Annotated in this window: 18 protein-coding genes; 11 read left to right on the top strand and 7 right to left on the bottom strand. The window is 73.4% G+C overall.

Annotated features, from left to right (window positions below):
- Positions 1 to 34: 34 nt before the first annotated feature.
- Complete coding sequence (locus G6W55_RS02405; RefSeq protein ID WP_245177869.1) at positions 35 to 1,057, bottom strand: hypothetical protein; 1,023 nt, start codon at positions 1,055 to 1,057, stop codon at positions 35 to 37.
- A gap of 64 nt (positions 1,058 to 1,121) precedes the next feature.
- On the opposite strand from G6W55_RS02405, the gene G6W55_RS02400 reads away from it, so the two are divergent.
- Positions 1,122 to 1,502, top strand: a complete 381-nt coding sequence (locus G6W55_RS02400) for a PPOX class F420-dependent oxidoreductase (RefSeq protein WP_175519068.1) — start codon at positions 1,122 to 1,124, stop codon at positions 1,500 to 1,502.
- Between the two features lie 57 nt (positions 1,503 to 1,559).
- Here the strand turns inward: G6W55_RS02400 and G6W55_RS02395 are convergent, their stop codons facing one another.
- The 5 genes from G6W55_RS02395 to G6W55_RS02375 form a co-directional block, all read right to left on the bottom strand.
- Positions 1,560 to 4,337, bottom strand: coding sequence for a S9 family peptidase (locus G6W55_RS02395; RefSeq protein ID WP_175519067.1), 2,778 nt, complete (start codon positions 4,335 to 4,337; stop codon positions 1,560 to 1,562).
- Positions 4,338 to 4,487: 150 nt separating this feature from the next.
- The gene (locus G6W55_RS02390) at positions 4,488 to 4,901 is read right to left on the bottom strand and encodes a Zn-ribbon domain-containing OB-fold protein (protein WP_078636280.1); all 414 of its coding nucleotides are present in this window, start codon (positions 4,899 to 4,901) and stop codon (positions 4,488 to 4,490) included.
- A gap of 175 nt (positions 4,902 to 5,076) precedes the next feature.
- Entirely contained in the window at positions 5,077 to 5,868 is a 792-nt protein-coding gene (locus tag G6W55_RS02385; RefSeq protein ID WP_175519066.1) for a TetR family transcriptional regulator, read from the bottom strand.
- A 70-nt stretch (positions 5,869 to 5,938) separates the two neighbouring features.
- Entirely contained in the window at positions 5,939 to 7,264 is a 1,326-nt protein-coding gene (locus tag G6W55_RS02380; RefSeq protein ID WP_175519065.1) for a cytochrome P450, read from the bottom strand.
- Between the two features lie 23 nt (positions 7,265 to 7,287).
- On the bottom strand, positions 7,288 to 8,601 hold the full coding sequence (locus G6W55_RS02375; RefSeq protein WP_175519186.1) for a glutamine synthetase family protein: 1,314 nt from the start codon (positions 8,599 to 8,601) through the stop codon (positions 7,288 to 7,290).
- Positions 8,602 to 9,039: 438 nt separating this feature from the next.
- Here G6W55_RS02375 and G6W55_RS02370 point away from each other — a divergent pair, with 438 nt between their 5' ends.
- The 10 genes from G6W55_RS02370 (at position 9,040) to G6W55_RS02325 (ending at position 19,199) form a co-directional block, all read left to right on the top strand.
- The gene (locus G6W55_RS02370) at positions 9,040 to 9,228 is read left to right on the top strand and encodes a ferredoxin (protein ID WP_078636283.1); all 189 of its coding nucleotides are present in this window, start codon (positions 9,040 to 9,042) and stop codon (positions 9,226 to 9,228) included.
- A 4-nt stretch (positions 9,229 to 9,232) separates the two neighbouring features.
- The gene (locus tag G6W55_RS02365) at positions 9,233 to 10,462 is read left to right on the top strand and encodes an FAD-dependent oxidoreductase (protein WP_309243607.1); all 1,230 of its coding nucleotides are present in this window, start codon (positions 9,233 to 9,235) and stop codon (positions 10,460 to 10,462) included.
- 35 nt (positions 10,463 to 10,497) lie between these two features.
- Entirely contained in the window at positions 10,498 to 11,304 is an 807-nt protein-coding gene (locus G6W55_RS02360; RefSeq protein ID WP_175519064.1) for an acetoacetate decarboxylase family protein, read from the top strand.
- 40 nt (positions 11,305 to 11,344) lie between these two features.
- Complete coding sequence (locus G6W55_RS02355; protein ID WP_175519063.1) at positions 11,345 to 12,808, top strand: aldehyde dehydrogenase; 1,464 nt, start codon at positions 11,345 to 11,347, stop codon at positions 12,806 to 12,808.
- Positions 12,801 to 13,736: a 3,4-dihydroxyphenylacetate 2,3-dioxygenase gene (locus G6W55_RS02350; RefSeq protein ID WP_175519062.1), complete on the top strand. Its 936-nt coding sequence runs from the start codon at positions 12,801 to 12,803 to the stop codon at positions 13,734 to 13,736. Before G6W55_RS02355 ends, G6W55_RS02350 begins: the two co-directional genes overlap by 8 nt.
- Positions 13,737 to 13,745: 9 nt before the next feature.
- A complete protein-coding gene (locus G6W55_RS02345) occupies positions 13,746 to 14,594 on the top strand; it encodes a fumarylacetoacetate hydrolase family protein (RefSeq protein ID WP_175519061.1) in 849 nt (282 codons plus the stop codon).
- Between the two features lie 83 nt (positions 14,595 to 14,677).
- Complete coding sequence (locus G6W55_RS02340; protein ID WP_175519060.1) at positions 14,678 to 15,316, top strand: TetR/AcrR family transcriptional regulator; 639 nt, start codon at positions 14,678 to 14,680, stop codon at positions 15,314 to 15,316.
- Between the two features lie 175 nt (positions 15,317 to 15,491).
- The gene (locus tag G6W55_RS02335; protein WP_309243606.1) at positions 15,492 to 16,937 is read left to right on the top strand and encodes an APC family permease; all 1,446 of its coding nucleotides are present in this window, start codon (positions 15,492 to 15,494) and stop codon (positions 16,935 to 16,937) included.
- 58 nt (positions 16,938 to 16,995) lie between these two features.
- Positions 16,996 to 18,486: an aldehyde dehydrogenase gene (locus G6W55_RS02330; RefSeq protein WP_175519058.1), complete on the top strand. Its 1,491-nt coding sequence runs from the start codon at positions 16,996 to 16,998 to the stop codon at positions 18,484 to 18,486.
- Complete coding sequence (locus G6W55_RS02325) at positions 18,483 to 19,199, top strand: gamma-glutamyl-gamma-aminobutyrate hydrolase family protein (protein ID WP_309243605.1); 717 nt, start codon at positions 18,483 to 18,485, stop codon at positions 19,197 to 19,199. The genes G6W55_RS02330 and G6W55_RS02325 overlap by 4 nt, the downstream gene beginning before the upstream one ends.
- Positions 19,200 to 19,201: 2 nt before the next feature.
- Here the strand turns inward: G6W55_RS02325 and G6W55_RS02320 are convergent, their stop codons facing one another.
- Positions 19,202 to 20,050, bottom strand: coding sequence for a bifunctional methylenetetrahydrofolate dehydrogenase/methenyltetrahydrofolate cyclohydrolase (locus tag G6W55_RS02320; protein ID WP_030795823.1), 849 nt, complete (start codon positions 20,048 to 20,050; stop codon positions 19,202 to 19,204).
- Between the last annotated feature and the right edge of the window lie 92 nt (positions 20,051 to 20,142).

The raw sequence follows: 20,142 nt of genomic DNA, 5'->3' as shown, positions 1-20,142 counted from the left end.
GACCAGTCGGTGGACCAGTCGGTGGACCAGAAATCTAGAGCGCCGAACCGGTCCGCGCGGCGGGTCCCGTCACCTCGCCGCCCGCGCGCCCTTCCTTGGCCGAAACCGGTGCCGTGCCGAGCCGCGCCCCGCTCCCGGGGTCGCCCCACACGGCCGTTTCCCCGGTGTAGGGACGCAGCAGCGCGGTCAGTTCCGGGTCGCCGGTGCCGTTCAGCTCGTCGGAGGCGAACCTGCGGGCGATCCCGGCCAGGAAGTCGGCCAACTGCACGCGCGCGTCCGCCCCCGCGACCACCAGACGCAGCCCGGTGAGCCCGATGCCCTCCCGCCGCGCCGCCTCCTCGATCCAGGCGATCCGCTCCGGGGTGAGCATGTTCTGCCGGTCGTGCGCGAGCCGGACCGGCCGGCCGCCGCGGCTCCAGTGCGCGGCCGTGGACAGGATCGACGACGGCAGCGGATTGAGCGCCGGGACCACCGGCGGCCGTCCGGCCAGGATCGCCGTCCGACGGTCGCGGGCCCGCGACCGCCCCTCCCCGAACCGCTCCAGCACGTCCGCCACCGGCGTGCCCGGGTACGCCCGCCGCAGGGCGGCGACCGTGCCGAAGAACGCCTCGACCGGTTCCTCCGGCTCTCCGGGAGAGCTGCCCGAGCGCACCCACAGCATCCCGTTCGCCGCCGCGAGGAACTCCCGCCACTCCGCGGGCGAGAGGGTCGCGCGGCCCTCCGTGTAGAGGGGCGCCGCCGCGCCGGGATCGGCGAGCAGCAGGTCCGCGGTGCGGTCCACCAGGAAGAACGCCTTCTCCACCAGATGGACATGGGCGTGCCCGTACAGCGGCCCGGACGGTTCGAGCAGCCACTCCAGCACCGCCCGGTGCTTCTCCCGCAGCAGATGGTTCGCCTTGTACTCCTCGGCGGGCGAGCGGATCCGGCGCCGTATCTCCCGGATGTACCCCGCCGCCGACTCCTGCGGCAGCACCACACTGGCGTGCGCGAACACGTCGGTGTTCCCGCCGGTGAGATTCTCCCCGTCGGACCCGGACTCGTCGCACGCCGCTTCCACGACTGTCCCGTTCCCACCCGGCACGTCCGGTGAACCCCGGCGGGACACTGCCTAGACTGCCGTCATGGATGACACGGCGCTCGACCGGCTGGCGGCGGGCAAGTACCTGCTGATCACGAGCTATCGGAAGAACGGATCCGCGGTGGCCACGCCCGTGTGGGTGGTCCGCGACGGTGACGCGCTGGGTGCCTGGTCCGCCGCCGACTCCTGGAAGGTGAAGCGCATCAGGGCCCGCGGCGAGGTCCTCGTCGGCCCCTGCGATCTGCGCGGCAACCTCACGGGCGAGCAGATCCCGGCCACCGCCGAGATCTGCGACGCGGCGACCACCGCCCGCTACCGCACCCTGATCGCCCGCAAGTACGGCATCACGGGCCGTCTCACCCTCCTCGGCAGCCGCCTGCGCCGGGGTCTGGACGGGACGGTCGGCATCCGCGTCACGCTGTGAACGCGACGGGGGCGCGGACCGAGTGGTCCACGCCCCCTGCGCGCTGCCGGCCGGGTGCTACGGCACGTCCGTGACCGTCCCCGTCAGCGGCGGGTGGTCCGGCAGCGGCTCGCCCTCCTCGTCGGTGAGCGCGAGCCGCAGCGACTCGGCCGGCTCGGCCACCTGGTCCCGCACCGTCGGCACGGAGACGTCCACGCCCGTGGCCCCGGCCGGGACGGTCAGCCACACCCACAGGCCCGCCCCGGACAGCGGGCGCTCCGGATCGGGCGACTCACCCGAGGTGTCCGTGAACCACCGCGGGTCCACGTCCTTCGTGGACAGCTCCGCGCCCTCGGCGGGCGCCAGCACCCGCACCGGCTGCCAGATCTCCACGTCGGCCGCCTTGGACAGCGAGATCCGCCAGATCAGCGGCTTCCCCTCGGTCACCTTGTCGGCGACCGGCGTCAGCGTGACCTTCGGCGCCGGATCGTCCTCCTCCGCCGTGACCCCGCCCTGGGCGGAGCCGACGACCGCGCCGCGCACGGCCTTCACCAGCAGGTCCTGCTGCTTGCCGTGGCCGAAGCGCGTGTCGCCCTTCACCACGACCGGGACGTCGATCGGCCGGGCCCCGGGCCGCACGGTGACGACCTTCTCCCGCGCCGCGCCGGTCTCCGGGTTCACGACGTAGAAGCGCACCGTGCCCTTGCCGTGGCCGGACACCGTCACCGGGACCCGGTAGGTGCGGGTGCCGGAGTCGCCCTCCTTGACCGTGAGGCGCCCGATGTCGACGCGCGGCAGCGCCGCCGCCTTGACCGCCGGGGTGCCCGGCGCCCAGCCCCAGGCGTCCATGAACCAGGCCCGCCCGGACCCCGAACGCGGGGTCAGCTCAAGGGACTTGACCCGCTTGAGGTCGAGCCCGGCGCGGGTGGCGGCGGTCAGCGGGACACGCAGTTCACGCGCCCAGTAGGACGCGGTGCGCTCCGAGCCCGGCAGTCCGTCGGCCGTCACCCGCCCGAGCTTCGCGCGCCGTCCGGCGGTGTCGGTGACGGTCACGTCCAGCGTGGTGCCGGTGGTGTTCGGCGGCACGAACACCCGCAGCGCCAGGCTCTTGGAACCGGTGAGGGAGAGGGGCGCCTTCGAGGTGATCTTCGTCGGCCGGCCCGGCGCGGACCACTTCAGGGCGACCGCGTTGACACCGGTGTCCCGGTCAAGGGCCCACCAGCCGAAGTGCGGTGACCTGCCGTCGGTCTCCGCGTTCAGACACGCCTTCGCCGGCTTGGGGTCCGCCCAGCACACCCGGCCGCCGGTCACCTTCACCCCGGCCGCCTGGAGGAAGCCGCCGGTGCGGCGGGCGCCGACCGCGTGGGTCAGGACGCGGGCCGGATCGGCGGAGGGGGCGCGGCGGCCCGTGCCGTCGAGGAGGGGGCGGACCCGGTCGTCACCGGCGACGAACAGGCGGGCCGCCGCGGCTATGTAGGTGGCGCCGGCGCGGTGCTGCTGCGCGGCGGTCAGCCGGGTGCGGGTGCCGGGGGAGCACACCGGGTCCCGGTCGCCCTGGCCGTCGTCCCAGAAGTCGTCGAAGGACGGCGCCGCCGAAAGGCCCGGCGTCCACTCGGAGTTGAAGAAGTTGTGGTTGGCGCCGACCATGTACACCGCGCTGTGCAGGGCGGTGCCGCGGCTCACCCCGCGGGTGCCGTCGACGAAGACCTCGCCCTCCAGGTCGGACACGTCGCCGTCGCAGCCGGGCAGGACCGACACGGACGGGACGTCGGCCACCGGATTGTGGCCGAAGATCGTCGGTCCGACGAGCACGGTGCCGCGGATTTTCCAGCGGACCGGGCCGCGGTAGCCGTCCTGGGCCGCGGGCGGCGGGTAGAGGCTGTCCAGGGCCGCGCGGTTGACGCCCTCGCCGCCGCGCGAGTGGCCCACGAGCAGCACCCGCGAGAGGTCGGCCTTCGGCGCCTCGCGTACGACGGAGGGTGCGCCGGCCGGGTTCGCGGCCCAGCCCGCCCAGCGGGCCAGGTGCTGCCGCACCAGCGAGGAGCGGGCCTGGGCGCCGCCGTCCTCCGCGTTCCAGTCCTGGCCGTTGATGCCGTTCGCCGAGACGGAGACGGTGACATAGCCCTGCGAGGCCAGGAGCTTCTGGTCCTGGAGGTAGCCCTTGTGGCTCGGGATCGCCTTCATTCCGGCGGGGCAGGGCCAGTCGCCGGTCACGTCGTCGGTGCCGGGCTGGTAGCAGGTGCCGTGCCGGCCGTGCAGGAACAGCGCGAGCGGCCGCTTGCCGGTGGCGCCCTTGGGCGCGACCACCACGGCCTGCATCTCGACCGGCTGGGGGAAGCCGGGCAGCTTCACCGGGTCGAGGGCGTACGAGCCGCTGACCGTGCGGTACGCGCCGGGCTTGCCGGGGTCGACCGGGTTGGCGGGGGCCGGGGCGGGGGCGGCGGGCCGGGCCGACGACAGCGCATTCCGCCTGCCGCTGCCCGAGTTGTCGTCCGGGGCGTCCAACCGTCTGCTGCCGGACCGCACCTGAAGGTCCGTCAGTGGCGTGTCCCGGTCCAGGGTGAGCCGGAACGTGTGCCCGTCCGCGGCCGGCCGGGGTGTGCCGAGCAGCCGGCCCGCCGCGTGGAACTCGACGCGCGAGTCCCCGATGGGCACGGGTGCGGCCGACCGCCAGACCAGGGTGCGCGTGTCGCCGTCACCGGTGAGCCGCCAGCCCGCCGGCAGACCGCCGTCGTACGACGCCGTCGCCGACACCCGGGGCGCGGGCGGCTGTTGGGCCAGGGCCGGTACCGGTGACACCGCCAGGGCCGCGAGCGCGGCAACGGCGGTGACACCTGTTCGCCGGGCATGGATCAAGGGTCCCCTCCTCACACAGGGAGCGCGGGGACCCCGTCCGAACCGGGAGCCCCTCACTCCCCGGAGGAAGCGAAACGGGACCCGTGGGTTGCCTGTGCCGCCGGGGACCGTCCCGGCAGGGAGGAAATCAGGTCACGCGGGCGACCTGAGTCAGTGCCAGCCCCGGAACGGCTCGTCGACGAGCTGGAAGACCGGCTCGCCCCGCACCGGGTCCTTGACGGTGGACAGGCGCACACGGTCGCCGCTGTGGATGCCGATGAGGGGGCCCATCACCCGGCCGCGCACCACGAACCCCTCGGCCATCTCGACCAGGGACACATTGCGGGCGGAGGGGGTGTTGCGGTGCACCACGGTGGCGTGGCGGACCGTCCCGACGCCCTCGCTGCGCTCGGTGCGCAGATCGCTGCCCTGGCACACCGGGCAGAGCAGCCGGTGGTACATGGCGGTGCCGCACCAGGTGCAGCGTTGGAAGAGGATCGTGTCCGTGTCCGGGGCCTGGCGGTCGAGCACGCCCGCCGCGGAACCGGACGTCTGCTGAACGGCGCTTCCTGAGTGGTGGTACACGCTGGTCAACTCCCTGCGCTGGGCCGGAATGCCACGGGCGCGGCTCACCCGTGCACGCACATGCGCGGCTCACCGTGCCGCCGCGCACACGTGCAGCGTATGGCACTCAGTGCCATGCGTAAAGGCACTGGGTACCCCTAAATTGCGGGGATCGCTCAGATGCGCGTCCCGCCGCTCACTTCCGGGCGAGGGTCGTCTCGATCTCCTGCACCACACGCCACAGGGGTGCTCCGCGCCGGGAGACGACCACGACGACGTCGTCCTCGTCCGGCAGGGCGGTCACCAGCGGCAGCCCGGGGGCCACGCCCGCCCGAGTGCCCGCCGGAGCGCTCGCCGTAGCACCCGCCGGAGCGTCCGCCGAGGGTTCCGGTGCCGCGCCGAACGCCGTCCGCACGGACCCCAGCGCGTGGTCCACCGCCTCGGCCGCGTCGCCCTGGCCGTCGGACCACAGCCAGGAGCGCAGCGCGTTGTTGTGCGCGGCCACCGTGGCCGCGGCGATCACGTCGGCCCGCAGATCGCCGTCCGGCGTCCCGGCGAACCGGTCCCGCAGATAGGCGGCGAGCGCCCGCTCGTAGCGCCACACCACCGACAGTTCGTACGCCCGCAGCCCCGGCACCCGCTTGGTGAGCCGGTAGCGCTGCACGGAGAAGGACGGGTTCTCGGCGTACATCAGCATCACCAGCCGGGCGGCGTCGCAGACCCGCCGCACCGGCTCGTGGTCCGGCTCGCTCGCCGCGAGGAACGCGGTCATGTCGGCCAGGCACCGCTCGTGGTCGGGGAAGACCACGTCCTCCTTGGAGGGGAAGTAGCGGAAGAAGGAGCGCCGGCCGACACCCGCGAGGGCCACGATGTCGTCGACGGTGGTCTGCTCGTAGCCCCGCTCCAGGAAGAGCTGGAAGGCCGCCGCGACCAGGGCCTCCCGCATCGGCGGTTTCGCGGCCTCGGGTCTGCTGGTGGTGCTGCTCATGCCCGGAACGTTACACGCGGAACGGCACTCGGTTCCCTGCTCCGAGGGAACCGAGTACCCCGTGTCGTGATCAGGCCAGGGTCACCTCGACGGGCAGCTTCTTGATGCCGTTGACGAAGTTGGAGCGCACCCGCGGCACCTCGCCGGTCAGCCGGATGTCCGCGAGCCGGGGGATCAGCTCCTCGAACATGATCCGGATCTCGGTGCGGGCCAGCAGATTGCCCAGGCACAGATGCGGACTGCCCTTGCCGAAGGTCACGTGGTCGTTGTTCTCCCGGGTGACGTCGAAGGCGTACGGGTCGCCGAAGACCTCCTCGTCACGGTTGCCGGAGGCGTACCACATGACGACCTTGTCGCCCTCCCTGATCCGCTTGCCGCCCAGCTCCACGTCCCGCGTGGCCGTACGGCGGAAGTGGTAGACGGGGGAGGCCCAGCGCAGGAACTCCTCGACCGCCGCCGGGATCAGCGAGGGGTCGTCGCGCAGCCGGGCGAGCTGCTCGGGGTGCTGGAGGAGCGCCAGCATCGAGTGGGAGATGGTGTGCCGGGTGGTCTCGTTGCCGGCCACCACCAGCAGCAGGAAGTAGTTGTCGAAGTCCTGCGCGGACAGCGGGACGCCGTCGCGCGGGGTGGTGTTGACCAGCCTGGACACCAGGTCGGTGCCCGCGCCGCCGCGTCGCCGCCGGGCCAGGTCGCGGCCGTACTCGAAGACCTCCAGCGAGGCGGGGGAGCGGAACGGCAGATCGCGGTACCGCTCGCTCTCCGCGCTGTGCAGCAGCACGTCCGCGTAGTCGGGGTCGGTGTTGCCGATGATCCGGTTGCCCCAGTCGATCAGCCGCTGGTTGTCCTCCGGCGGGACGTCGAGCAGCCGGGCGAGGACGTTGATGGGGAAGTCGGCGGAGACGTCGGCGACGAAGTCGAAACGGCCCTTGGCCAGCGCCGTGTCCAGGGTCCTGGCCGTCAGACCGCGCAGGAAGTCGGTGTAGCTGTTGATGACGCCCGCGCCGAACTGCCGCTGGATGACGCTGCGCAGGGCGCGGTGGCGGACGCCGTCCAGCTCCAGGATGGAGGCGCGCTTCTTGATCTGGTCGTCGTCGACCTCCTCCAGGTTGACGAACCGGGTGGAGGTGAAGGTCTCCGCGTCGCGGTCCACGCGGGCGATGTCGGCGTGCCGGGTCACCGCCCAGAAGCCGGAGTTGGGCGCCTCCTCGGGCTGCCAGTGCACCGGGTCCTCGTGGCGCAGGGTGTGGAACATCCGCCAGGGGGTGATCCCGTCGGTGAAGCGGTCGAGGTCGGCGAGGTCCACCTCCGCGAGCGGCAGCGGTTCTTGGAGCGCCTCCCGGACGGAAGGGGCGGAAGGGGCGGCGGGGGCGGAAGGCAGATGGGCGGAGGCGGTCATGGTGGCGGGTCTCCCGGTCGTCGTCACAGGTGGTAGCCGTACTCGGTGAACTCCCAGTCGGTGACGTGCCGTTGGAAGCGTTCCACCTCGTCCCGCTTGTAGCTGAGGAACGCGGTGGCGAAGTCCTTGCCGAGGAGGCCGGTCAGGGCGGTGTCCGCCTCGAAGGCGTCGAGGGCGGCGGACAGGCTGGTGGGCAGGAGGGCGGCGGCGCTCGGGTCGTAGCCGTAGCCCTCCAGCGGGGCGGGCGGCTCCTCGCCGGCCAGGACGCCGAGGAGCGCGGCGGCGACGGCGCCCGCGGTCAGCAGATAGGGGTTGGCGCCGGCGTCGCCGAGCCGCAGCTCCAGGCGGGCGCCCGCGCCGCGCTCCGGCGGGACGCGGACCATCGCGCTGCGGTTGTCCAGGCCCCAGTCGACGAGCCAGGGCGCGAGCGTGTCGGGGCCGAACCGTTTGTAGGAGTTGACGGTGGGGTTGGCGAGCGCGGCCAGGGCCGGGGCGTGCGCGAGGACACCGGCCACGGCGTGCCGGGCGGTGGCGGACAGTCCGTGCGGCGCCGCCGGGTCGGCGAAGACGTTGCGCCCGTCCGGGTCCGTGCCCGACAGATGCAGATGGAAGCCGGAGCCGCCCGCGTCGTTGAAGGGCTTGGCCATGAAGGTGGCGAGCCGGCCCTCCCGGCGGGCCAGTTCCTTGATCGCGGCCTTGAAGCGGAACGCCCGGTCGGCGGCGGAGAGCGCCTCGGAGTGCAGCAGGTTGATCTCGAACTGCCCGCCGTCGAACTCGTGGTTGCCGCTGAGCACCCCGATGTCCAGGCCGCGGACCTGGCGGAGGGTGCGCAGCAGATGGTTGTCGGGGTCGGCGCGCAGCCCGGCCGTGTAGACGACTCCGGGGACGGCGCCGTAGCGGCGCCAGCCGCCGGCCGGGTCCGGCTCGCACAGGAAGTACTCCAGCTCGGGGCCGACGACCGGCCGCAGTCCGTGCTCGTGACAGCGGTCCAGGACGGAACGGAGCAGGTCGCGGGGCGACTCGGGGGCCGGGGCGCCGGTGGCCGGGTCGGTCACTTCGGCGAGACAGGTGGCGACCCCGGGTTCCCAGGGCAGGGCGGTCAGGGTGGACAGGTCCGGGCGGACGCAGATGTCGGGCAGGCCCGCGTCCAGGCCGCCGGCCACCGGCACCACATCGCCCTGCGGGGTGGTGTGGTAGACGGCCCGGCAGAAGGCGAGGCCGTGCTCGACGGCCCGGGGCAGCTCTTCGAGCAGCACGTCGCGGGCCCGCTCGGTGCCGATCAGATCGGGATACGTCACCCGGACGACGTCGATGCCGTCGGCGGCGAGCCGCTCCATGCGACGGCGGACCGCCGCCGGGTCCTGCGCGGTGTTCTGGCCGGGATCTTGAGCGCTCACCGGTGTCTCCTCGGGGGACGGCGGGGCACCTCCGGGGCGCCGGAGGGCAGCCGGGGAGGCGGGTGGCGTGCGGGGTGGGAACGGCGCCGGACGGGCCGCGCGGTCCGGGAGGGACGGCGGCCGGGGCCGTTGTACGAGCACAGACGCTAGGCACGGGCCGGGGGCTCCGCAAGGGGTGCGGACCAATAATTTATCCATGTGGATAGGTCTTGACCAGGGTGAGGCGCGTCCCTACGTTGTTTGAAGCCAAACGAGTTGGGTGTGCGGCCCCGCGCCGCGGTCGCCGCACACCTTTGGCGGGGGCCCGGCCGTCCGCGGCCGGGCCCCGATCCCCTCCCTCACCTCCCCCTTCGCCCCCGTCCCCCAGGAGGACCGGCCATGAAGGTCGTCGTCGACATGAACAAGTGCCAGGACCACGGCCAGTGCGTCTTCGCCTCCCCGGACGTCTTCTCGCTGGACGCCGACGGCCGGCTGCTCTACGTCCCCGACCCCGACGACGCCCTGCGCGACGAGGTCGAGGAAGCCGCCGACGTCTGCCCGCTCCAGGCCATCCGGATCGAGGACTGACGCCGTGACCGCATCCGAGAGCACCGGACGCGTCCTGGTCGTCGGCGCCTCCATGGCCGGCCTGCGCGCCGCCGAACAGCTCCGCGCGGCGGGCTGGACCGGCGCGATCACCCTCGTCGGGGACGAACCCCACATGCCCTACAACCGGCCGCCCCTCTCCAAGGAGGTCCTGGCCGGCAAGGCGCCCTTCGCGTCCCTCGCCTTCCGCCCCCGCCCCGCCGTCGCCGACGCCGCCTGGCTCCTCGGCCGTCGCGCGGTCACCGCCCGGCTCCCCGAGCGCACCGTCGTCCTCGACGACGGCACCTCCCTCTCGTACGACGGACTCGTCGTCGCCACCGGTATGCGCCCCCGCCGGCTGACCTGCCCCGGACCGCTGTCCGGCCGGCACACCGTCCGCACCCTCGACGACGCCCGGGGCCTGCGCGAGGCCCTCACCCGGCCCGGCGCCCGGGTGGTCGTGGTGGGCGCCGGCTTCATCGGCTGCGAGGTCGCCGCGACCGCCGTCGCGCTCGGCGTCCGCGAGGTGACCGTCGTCGACCCGCTGCCGCTGCCCATGACCGGCCCCCTCGGCCCGCTCCTCGGCCGCGCCCTGCTCCGCCGCCACGAGGCACGCGGGGTGCGCTTCGCCCTCGGCACCGGCGTCGCCGGATTCACCGGCGAGGACCGCGTCACCGGCGTGGAGCTGTCCGACGGGCGGGTCCTCGCGGCGGACGTCGTGGTCGAGTCGGTCGGCTCGGTCGCCAACACCGAGTGGCTCGACGGCAACGGCCTCGACCTCACCGACGGCGTCCGCACCGACGCCCTGCTGCGCGCCGGGGGCCGCCCCGAGGCCGTCGCGGTCGGCGACGTGGCCCGCTTCCCCAACGCCCGCTACGACGGCGTACCCCGCCGGGTCGAGCACTGGTCCATCCCCGGCGACACCGCCAAGCAGGCCGCCCGGACGCTCGTCGCGCATCTGCACGGCACGGGGGAGGAGCCGGCGCCGTTCGCGCCGCTGCCCACCTTCTGGAGCGACCAGCACGATTTCCGCCTCCAGTCCTTCGGCGCGCCCTCCTACGGCGCCGACGACGTGCGGGTCCTGGACGGCACGCCCGACGGCGACGGCGACCTCGTCGTCGGCTACCACCGCGACGGCCTGCTGGTCGGCGTCGTCGCCCTCGGCGGCCCCGGCGCCGCGTCGGCCGCCGCCCGCCACCGCCCCGCGCTGCTGGCGCGGCCCGCCGTCACGGCGTGACGCACCCCGTCCTCACCGCGCAAGGAGCATTCGACATGACCACCGTCCGTGGTTACTTCCACCCCAAGACGGCGAGCGGCGCCTCGTCCCTGATCCCCGCCCCGCCGTGGCGCTACTCCGGCGACCTGCTCACCGTCGAGTACCGCACGGACCCCGCGCGCGTGCGTGAACTCCTGCCCGCGCCGCTGGAGTTGGCGGACGAGGACCCGGGCGCGGTCGCGCTGATCTGGGCCGACTGGCAGTCCTGCTCGGCGACCGGGGAGGAACTCCTCGACCCCGTCCGCGCCCAGTACAAGGAGGCGTTCGCGGTCGTCCGCTGCTCCTACCGGGGCCGGACCTACTCGCGGTGCGTGTACATCTGGGTCGACAAGGACTTCGCGATCGCGCGCGGTCTGCACCAGGGCTATCCGAAGAAGCTCGGCTCCCTCCACCAGACCCGGCCGCACCCCTACGGTCCGGCCCCGCGCATCGAGGCCGGCGCCCGCTTCGGCGCCACCCTCGCCGCCGCCGACCGGCGCCTCGCCCAGGCCGTGGTCACCCTGCGGGAGCCCTCCGGGACCAATGGGTTCGTGAACGGTCACCCCATGGCCCACCACCGCTGGCTGCCCTCCGTCGAGAAGGGCAAGGGCCTCGCGCTCGACGAACTGATCGAGACGGGCGCCGCCTCCTTCGAAGGCGGACAGCCCTGGACCGGCGACGCGGACCTGGAGCTGTTCGAGGCGCCCACCGAGGAGCTGGCCCGACTGGAGATCCGCGAACCGATCGCCGCCTACTACCGGCAGGTCGGCGTCGTCTGGGACGGCGGACGTCTTCTGGAGTCCGGAACCTCCGACGCCGAGTGACCCCGACCACCGTATCCATCAGAGGACTTGGAGTCCCGACATGACCGAGCACACCCTGACGGTGGCCGGCGTCGCCGTCGACCCCCGGCACTGGATCGGCGGCGAACGCGTCGCCTCCGCCGGCACGTTCACCGACGTCTCGCCCGTCGACGGCCGCGCCCTCGGCGAGATCGCGCGCGGCACCCCCGCCGAGGCCGCCGCCGCCGTGGCCGCCGCCAAGGCCGCCTTCCCCGCCTGGGCCGCCACCCCCCGCGCCGAACGCGCCCGGATCCTGCACGCGATCGCCGACGGGGTCGAGAAGCGGCTCGAAGAGCTGGCGATCGTCGAGACCACCGACAACGGCGCCCTGCTCCGCTCCCACCGCCGCGGTGTCATGCCGCGCGTGGCGCACAACTTCCGCTTCTTCGCCGACCGGTCGCTCACCCTGGACCACGAGGACTTCGAGACCCGCGGCCACACCAACCACGTCTCCTGGGACCCGGCAGGACCCTGCGTGCTGATCACCCCGTGGAACGCGCCGCTGATGCTGGCCACCTGGAAGATCGCACCGGCCCTCGCCGCCGGGAACACGGTCGTCCTCAAGCCCGCCGAGTGGTCCCCGCTGACCGCCTCGCTGCTCGCCGACATCGCCGCCGAGGCGGGACTGCCCGCCGGAGTGCTGAACGTCGTCCAGGGCTACGGCTCCGAGATCGGCGACGCCCTCACCTCGCACCCGGACGTCCGGCGCATCAGCTTCACGGGCTCGGTCCCCACGGCCCGCCGCATCGCGGCCTCGGCCGCCCCCCACCTCACCCCGCTCAGCCTCGAACTCGGCGGCAAATCACCGCTGTTGGTGTTCGCGGACGCCGATCTGGACCTCGCCGTCGACCTCGCGGTGGAGCAGTACGACAACGCCGGCCAGGTGTGCCTCGCGGCCACCCGGATCCTCGTCGAGGAGACGGTCGCCGAGGAGTTCACCCGCCGATTCGCCCAGAAGGCGGGCGCGCTGGTGCAGGGCGACCCGCGCGAGGAGGCCACCGACATCGGGCCCACCATCCACCCCCGCCAGTTGGAGAAGATCGACGGGTTCGTGCGCCGTGCGGTGGAGGCCGGGGCCCGTGCCGTCGTCGGCGGTCACCGCGTGGACGAGCGGTACTACGCGCCGACCCTGCTCACCGGGGTCGCCCAGGACTCCGAGATCGTGCAGGAGGAGGTTTTCGGACCCGTCCTCACGCTCCAGACTTTCGCCGACGAGGACGAGGCCGTACGGCTCGCCGACGACACCCGCTTCGGACTCGCCGCCACGCTCGTCACCGGCGACCGCGAGCGCGCCGACCGGGTCACCGGGCGGCTCACCGCCGGCACCGTCTGGGTCAACTGCTTCTTCGTCCGGGACCTCAGGGCCCCCTTCGGCGGCTCCCGGCACTCCGGGGTCGGCCGGGAGGGCGGCACCTGGAGCTTCGACTTCTACTGCGACCTGAAGAACACCGTCACCGCGCCGAAGGGCTGGAACGACCATGGGTGAGATCGTCGGGGCGGGCCTGCTCGCCCACGTCCCCACCATCGTGCTGCCCGAGGAGACCCGCCGGGAGCTGAACGACGGCAAGGAGATCACCCTCGTCACCGGACTGCGCGAGCTGCGCCGGGAGGTCTTCGAACGCGACGACTACGACACCGTCGTCGTCCTCGATTCGCACTGGGCGACCACCGTCGAGTTCGTCGTCACCGCCCAGGACCGCAGGGCCGGCCTCTTCACCTCCGAGGAACTGCCGCGCGGTATGAGCCGGATGCCCTACGACTATCCCGGGGACCCCGAACTCGCGCACAACATCGCGGAGTTCGCCGACCGGCACGGCACCTGGATCACCGCGATCGACGACGCCTACCTGCCCGTTTACTACGCCACGATCAACCTGTGGAAGTTCCTCGGCGAGGGCCTGCCCGACAAACGGTGGGTGACCGTCGGGGTGTGCCAGACCGGCGACGCCGAGGACCATCTGCGGCTCGGCCGGGCCCTCGCCGACGGCATCGCCGCCACCCCCGGCCGCCGGGTGCTGATCATCGCCTCGGGCGCCCTGTCGCACACCTTCTGGCCGCTGCGCGAACTGCGCGACCACGAGTCCAGCGACCCGGCGCACATCTTCACCCCCGAGGCCCGGGAAGCCGACCTGGAGCGCATCGCCTGGTTCAAGGAGGGCCGGCACGACAAGGTCCTCGACACCATGGAGGAGTTCTGGAGGTACCGGCCCGAGGCGAAGTTCTTCCACTACCTGATGATGGCCGGCGCCCTCGGTGAGGGGGACTGCGTCGCCCGCGCCCGCCAGTACGGCGACTACGAGAACTCGATCGGCACCGGTCAGGTCCATCTCTGGTTCGACCGCCCGGCCGACGGCTGGACCGGCACGGGAACACCCGCGGCCGCAGCACCCCACCACCCGCACCGACGTCCCTAGGAAGCCGCCATGCCCGAGTACCGCCGCATCCTCCTGGACGGCGCCGCCGTCCAGGTCACCGTCGAGGGGGACGAACTCGTCGCCGGGGACGGCCGCCGCGTCAGGACCGAGGAGGCCCGGCACCTGCCCCCGGTCGTACCCTCCAAGATCATCGCCGTCCACCTCAACCACCGAAGCCGTGTGGAGGAGTTCGGGATCACCCTGCCCGGCACCCCGACGTACTTCCACAAGCCCACCTCCTCCCTCAACTCCCACAAGGGCGCCGTCGTCCGCCCCGAGGGCTGCAAGTGGCTCAACTACGAGGGGGAGGTGGCCATCGTCATCGGGCGGACGGCACGCAACATCTCCCCGGCCGAGGCGGGAGACCACATCGCGGGCTACACGATCGCCAACGACTACGGCCTGCACGACTTCCGGGACACCGACGCCGGTTCGATGCTCCGGGTGAAGGGCTCCGACACCCTCGGCCCGCTCGGCCCCGGCCTCGTCACCGACTGGGACTTCCGCGGCAAGAGCCTGAAGACGTACGTCAACGGCGAGGTGGTGCAGGACGGTTCGACCGACGAGATGCAGTGGGACATGCACTACCTCGTCGCCGACATCGCCCGCACCATCACCCTGCACCCCGGTGACGTGCTGCTCTCCGGCACCCCCGCCAACTCCCGCCCGGTGCGGCCGGGGGACGTCGTGGAGGTCGAGGTGGAGGGCCTCGGCCGGCTCACCAACCACATCGTGACCGGCCCCACCGCGATCCGTACCGACGTCGGCGCCCAGCCCACCGAGTCCGAGGAGGTCCTCTCCACCGCCCTCGGCGGCGACTGGGAGTTCCGCGGCATCCGCCCGCCGCGCCGGAACTGACCGGGACCGGCGACGACGGCCGGCCCCGCGGTGCCCCGACCGGCCCCGCGGTGCTCCGGCCGGCGGCCGGTAGGGTCGCCGTCATGAGTGAACCCGCCGAGACCCCGTCGGCCCCCCGCCCGCGTCCGCGCCCCCGCGGCCGCAAACGGGTCGGGTACGGGGAGGGCCGCGAGGCGCTGCTGGAGGCGGCGGTGCGGGTGGTGGCGCGGCGCGGGCTGCGGCACCTGACCTACCGGGCCGTCGCGGAGGAGGCCGGGGTCACCCACGGCCTGGTCGTGCACCACTTCGGCTCGCGCGACGCGCTGATCGAGGAGTCCCTCGCGTACGCGGTGCGCACCAGCCTCAGCAGCAGTCTCCTGGAGTCCGGCACCGGACGCCCCGAGGACTTCGTCGCCGGGCTCACGGACATGGTGGAGGGCGACCCCGACGGCCAGGCGTACCAGTACGAACTGCTGCTGGAGGCGCGCCGCAGGCCCGAGCTGCTGACCCAGGTCCGGGCCCTGTACGACGAGTACTTCGGCGCCTCCCAGCGGGAGCTGGACCGCATCCTGCCGCAGGGCGCGAGCCCGGCCTTCAACCGGCTGGTGTTCGCCGCGCTCGACGGGCTCGTGCTGCACCAGCTCACCGGGATCGGCGACCGTGCGCAGACCGAGGCGGCCCTCGCCGAACTGCACACCCTTCTGCGGCATCCGGTCGGACGCCCGCCCGGGGACGACGGCTGAGCACCCGCCTCCGGCCCCCCGTCGCGTCCCGCGGCGGGGGGTCCGTCGTCCCTGGCATCCCCGCCGCGAATTCGCCGTCTCCACCCCCTTGTCAGATGGATAGTTCCGGCCCACCATAGGGCAACTCGTTTGGCTCTAAACGAAACCTCTCCCTTCCTCCCAGCAGGTGATCCGAGTGGACAGTCAGACGGTCGACACAGCTCCGCCGACCGCGGAGGCCGCCCGCCCCGCGGCGACCCTCAAACGCAACGCCCTGGGTGTCCTGGGCATCCTCTTCTTCGTCCTGTCCGCCCAGGCGCCGCTGACCGGCATCGCCGGCGCGGTCCCCATCGCGGTCGCCGTCGGCAACGGCCCCGGCGCCCCCGCCGCCTACGCCCTGGCCGGCGCGGTGATCCTGCTGTTCTCGGTGGGATTCGTGGCCATGGGCCGGCACGTCGTGAACGCGGGCGCCTTCTACACCTACATCGGCAAGGGCCTCGGCCGGACCGCGGGCAGCGGCAGCGCCGCCGTCGCCCTCTTCGCCTACTGCACGGTCCAGGCCGCGATGTACGGCCTCTACGGCTTCACCGTCGCCGGTCTGGTCGAGCACTACGCGGGCGTCCACGTCGCCTGGTGGGTGTGGTCCCTGGTCACCATGGCCGCCGTCCAGATCCTCGGCGCCGCCGGGATCGAACTGGGCGCCAAGGTGCTCGCCGTGTTCGTGCTGGCCGAGTTCAGCATCCTGCTGGTCTTCGCCCTGGTCACCCTGGTCAAGGGCGGCGGCCCCGAGGGCCTCGCCTTCACCGACACCTTCTCCCCGGGCGCCGCCCTCCAGGGCGCCCCGGGCGTGGCCCTGATGTTCGCCGTCGCCTCCATGTTCGGCTTCGAGGCCACCGCGATCTACGGCGAGGAGGCCCGCGAGCCGCACCGGACCGTCCCCCGCGCCACCTATCTCTCGGTCGCGGTCGTCACCGGCTTCTTCGCCTTCACCTCCTGGATGCTGATCTCCTCCTACGGCCCCTCGAAGGCCACCGCGGCGGCCGGTGACGCCCTGGCCGGCGGCGACTCCACGGTCTTCGTCTTCGGCCCCATCGCCGACCAGTTCGGCGGCTGGGTCAACGACGTGCTGCCGGTGCTGCTCGCCACCTCGCTCTTCGCCGGCATCCTCGCCTTCCACAACTCCGCCAACCGCTATCTGTTCTCCCTCAGCCGCGAGGGCCTGCTGCCCGCCCGGCTGCGCGCCGTCAACTCCCGGCACGCCCCCTGGGCCGCCGGGCTCGTCCAGACCGCGATCGCCGCCGTCCTGGTCGTGCCGTTCGCCGTCACCGGCAAGGACCCGGTGCTCACCCTCTTCTCCTGGTTCAGCGGCGTCGGCGTCCTCGCCTGCATGCTGCTGTACTTCCTGACCTCGGTCTCCGTGATCGTCTTCTTCCGCCGCGAACGCCTCGACACCCGGCCCTGGAACACCCTGATCGCCCCCGCCCTGGGTGCCCTCGGCATCGCCGCCGTGATCTGGGTGGTCCTCGCCAACTTCACCACCCTCATCGGCGGCGACAGCACCACCGCCACCTGGCTCGTGCTCGCCGTCCCCGCCGTCCTGCTGCTCGGCGCCACGGCCGCCCGACTGGTCCGCGCCCGCTGACGCACCCCGCGCGGGGGCCCGCTCCCCGGCGGGCCCCCGCACACCCCGAAGGACACTCATGCCGGCCCTCACCCACGACGAACTCCTGCACCGCGCCAAGGAGTTGGAGTTCCCCGCCCACCATCACATCGACGGCGCCGACGAACCCGGCGCCGGTCCCTCCTTCGCCGTCGTCTCCCCCCGCGACGGACAGACCCTCACCCGGGTCGCCGACGCCGGCGAGGCCGAGGTCGACCACGCCGTGGCCGCCGCCCGCCGCGCCTTCGACGGCGGACCCTGGCCCCGGCTGGCCCCCGCCGACCGCGGCCGCGTCCTGCTCCGCATGGCCGACCTGCTGGAGGAGCGGCGCGAACGGCTCGCCCTCACCATCACCCTGGAGATGGGCAAGCCCTTCACCGACGCCCACGACATCGAACTGCGCGCCGCGATCGCCACCTTCCGTTACTACGGCCAACTCGCCGACAAGCTCACCGACGAGGCCCCGCGCACCGCACCCGACGCCCTCGCCCTCGTCACCCGCGAACCCGCCGGTGTGGTCGGCGCCGTCGTCCCCTGGAACTTCCCGCTCACCCTGGCCGCCTGGAAGGTCGCCCCCGCGCTCGCCGCCGGCTGCACGGTCGTCCTGAAACCCTCCGAGTCCTCCCCGCTCTCCGCGCTCCTGCTCGCCCGGATCGGCACCGAGGCCGGGCTGCCCCCGGGCGCCCTCAACGTCGTCACCGGCGACGGCCCGACCGCCGGCCGCGCACTCGGCCTCCACCCGGACGTCGACGTCCTCGCCTTCACCGGCTCCACCCCCGTCGGCCGCCACTTCCTGCGCTACGCCGCCGACTCCAACCTCAAGCGGGTCTGGCTCGAACTCGGCGGCAAATCACCCAACATCGTGCTGCCGGACGCCCCCGACCTGGACCGCGCCGCCGCCACCGCCGCCTGGGGGATCTTCTTCAACCAGGGCGAGATGTGCACCGCGCCCTCCCGGCTCCTCGTGCACTCCTCGATCGCCGAACGCGTCACCGACGCCGTCGTGCGCCGGGCCCGCGAGGTCCGCGTCGGCGACCCGCTCGACCCCGCCACCGAGATGGGCGCCCTGGTCGGCGAAAGCCATCTGCGCCGGGTGCGGGACCACATCGACACCGGTCTCGCCGAGGGCGCCCGGCTGCTCACCGGCGGCGCCCGCACCCTCGCCGACAGCGGCGGCAGCTATCTGGAACCCACGGTCTTCGACCGGGTAGGACCCGGCAGCCGGCTCGCCCGCGAGGAGATCTTCGGCCCGGTCCTGTCCGTGCTCGCCTTCGACGACCTCGACGAGGCGGTACGGCTCGCCAACGCCACCGAGTACGGCCTCGCGGCCGGCCTGTGGACCGCCGACCTGTCCACCGCCCACCGGGTCGCCCGCGCGCTCCGGGCCGGCACGGTCTGGGTCAACTGCTACGAGGAGGGCGACCTCACCGTGCCCTTCGGCGGGATGAAGCAGTCCGGCAACGGCCGCGACAAGTCCGCCCACGCCCTGGAGAAGTACACCGAACTGAAGACCACCTGGATCCAGTTGTGACCACGCCCCGCAAACCCCCACGGCCGCTCGTCGCGATCCCCGCCCGGTTCTCCGCCACCACCTCGGCCCTGCGGTACGCCGCCGAGGTCACCGCCCGCGCCCTCGCCGAGGCGGTCTGGCGGGCCGGCGGCGAACCCGTGACCCTCCACCCCGCCGACCCGGACGGCGCCGCCGCCCGCCTCGCCCGCTTCGACGCCCTGCTGCTCCCCGGCGGCGGCGACCTGGCCCCGCACCGCTACGGCGCTCCCGGCACCCATGCCGCCGTCTACGACGTCGACGACCACCAGGACGCCTTCGACCTCGCCGCGGCCCGCGCCGCCCTGGCCGCGGGGCTGCCGCTGCTGGCGATCTGCCGCGGTCTCCAGGTCGTCAACGTGGCGCTCGGCGGCACCCTGGAGCAGGACATGGGCGGTCCGGGGCTCGACCACCGGCACCGCACGCACCCCGTGCGCATCACGTCCGGCACCCCGCTCGCGGCGGCCGTCGGCCAGGAGAAGGCGGACGTCTCCTGCTACCACCACCAGCGCGTCGACCGCCCCGGCACCGGACTCACCGTCACCGCCACCGCCGAGGACGGCACCGTCGAGGCGCTCGGACTCCCGGCGGCGCGCGGCTGGTTCACGGCCGTGCAGTGGCACCCGGAGGACACCGCCCGCCAGGACCCCGCCCAGCAGGGGCTGTTCGACGCCCTGGTGGCCGCCGCCCGCCGGTGACGTCAGATCCGCTCGGCGGCCTCGACCACGTTGGTCAGCAGCATCGCCCGGGTCATCGGGCCCACCCCGCCGATCGGCGGCGCGAAGGAACCGGCCACGTCACCGACGTCCGGGTGGACGTCCCCGAGGACGCCCTCCACCGTGCGGGTCAGACCGACCGAGAGCACGGTCGCGCCCGGCTTGATCCAGTCCGGCCGCACCAGGTGCGCCACCCCGGCCGCGGCCACCACCACGTCCGCCTCCCGGGCGTGCGCGGCCGTGTCCTGCGTGGCCTCGTGGCACAGCGTGACGGTGGCGTGCTCGGTGGCGCGGGTCAGCATCAGCCCCAGCGGACGGCCCACGGTCACCCCGCAGCCGATGACACAGAACTGCTGGCCGGTGATCTCCACCCGGTTGCGGCGCAGCAGGTCGATGATGCCGCGCGGGGTGCAGGGCAGCGGCGCCGGAATGCCCAGCACCAGCCGGCCGAGGTTCGTCGGGTGGAGTCCGTCGGCGTCCTTGACCGGGTCGATCAGCTCCAGCACCGCGTGCGTGTCGATATGGGCGGGCAGCGGGAGCTGCACGATGAAACCGGTGCAGGCCGGGTCGGCGTTCAGCCGCAGCACGGCCGCCTCCACATCGGCCTGGGAGGCGTCGGCGGGCAGCTCCACCCGGATCGAGGCGATGCCGACCTGCGCGCAGTCCCGGTGCTTGCCGCCCACGTAGGAACGGCTGCCCGGGTCGTCGCCGACGAGGATCGTGCCCAGCCCCGGGTGGACACCGCGCTCCTTGAGCGCCTCCACCCGCAGGGCCAGTTCGTTCTTGATGTCGGCCGCGGCGGCCTTGCCGTCGAGAAGCGTTGCGGTGGTCACGGGTGGACGAGCCCTTCGGGTTCGGGAGAGAACGACGGTCGTTCCATCGTACGACCCGACCGTCCCCCTTCTTTCCCGCGTCCTTCCCGCCC

This window comes from Streptomyces sp. CAI-85, assembly GCF_013363615.1.
Classification (GTDB): Bacteria; Actinomycetota; Actinomycetes; order Streptomycetales; family Streptomycetaceae; genus Streptomyces; species Streptomyces antibioticus_B.
This window is presented reverse-complemented; position numbering and strand designations above follow the sequence as displayed.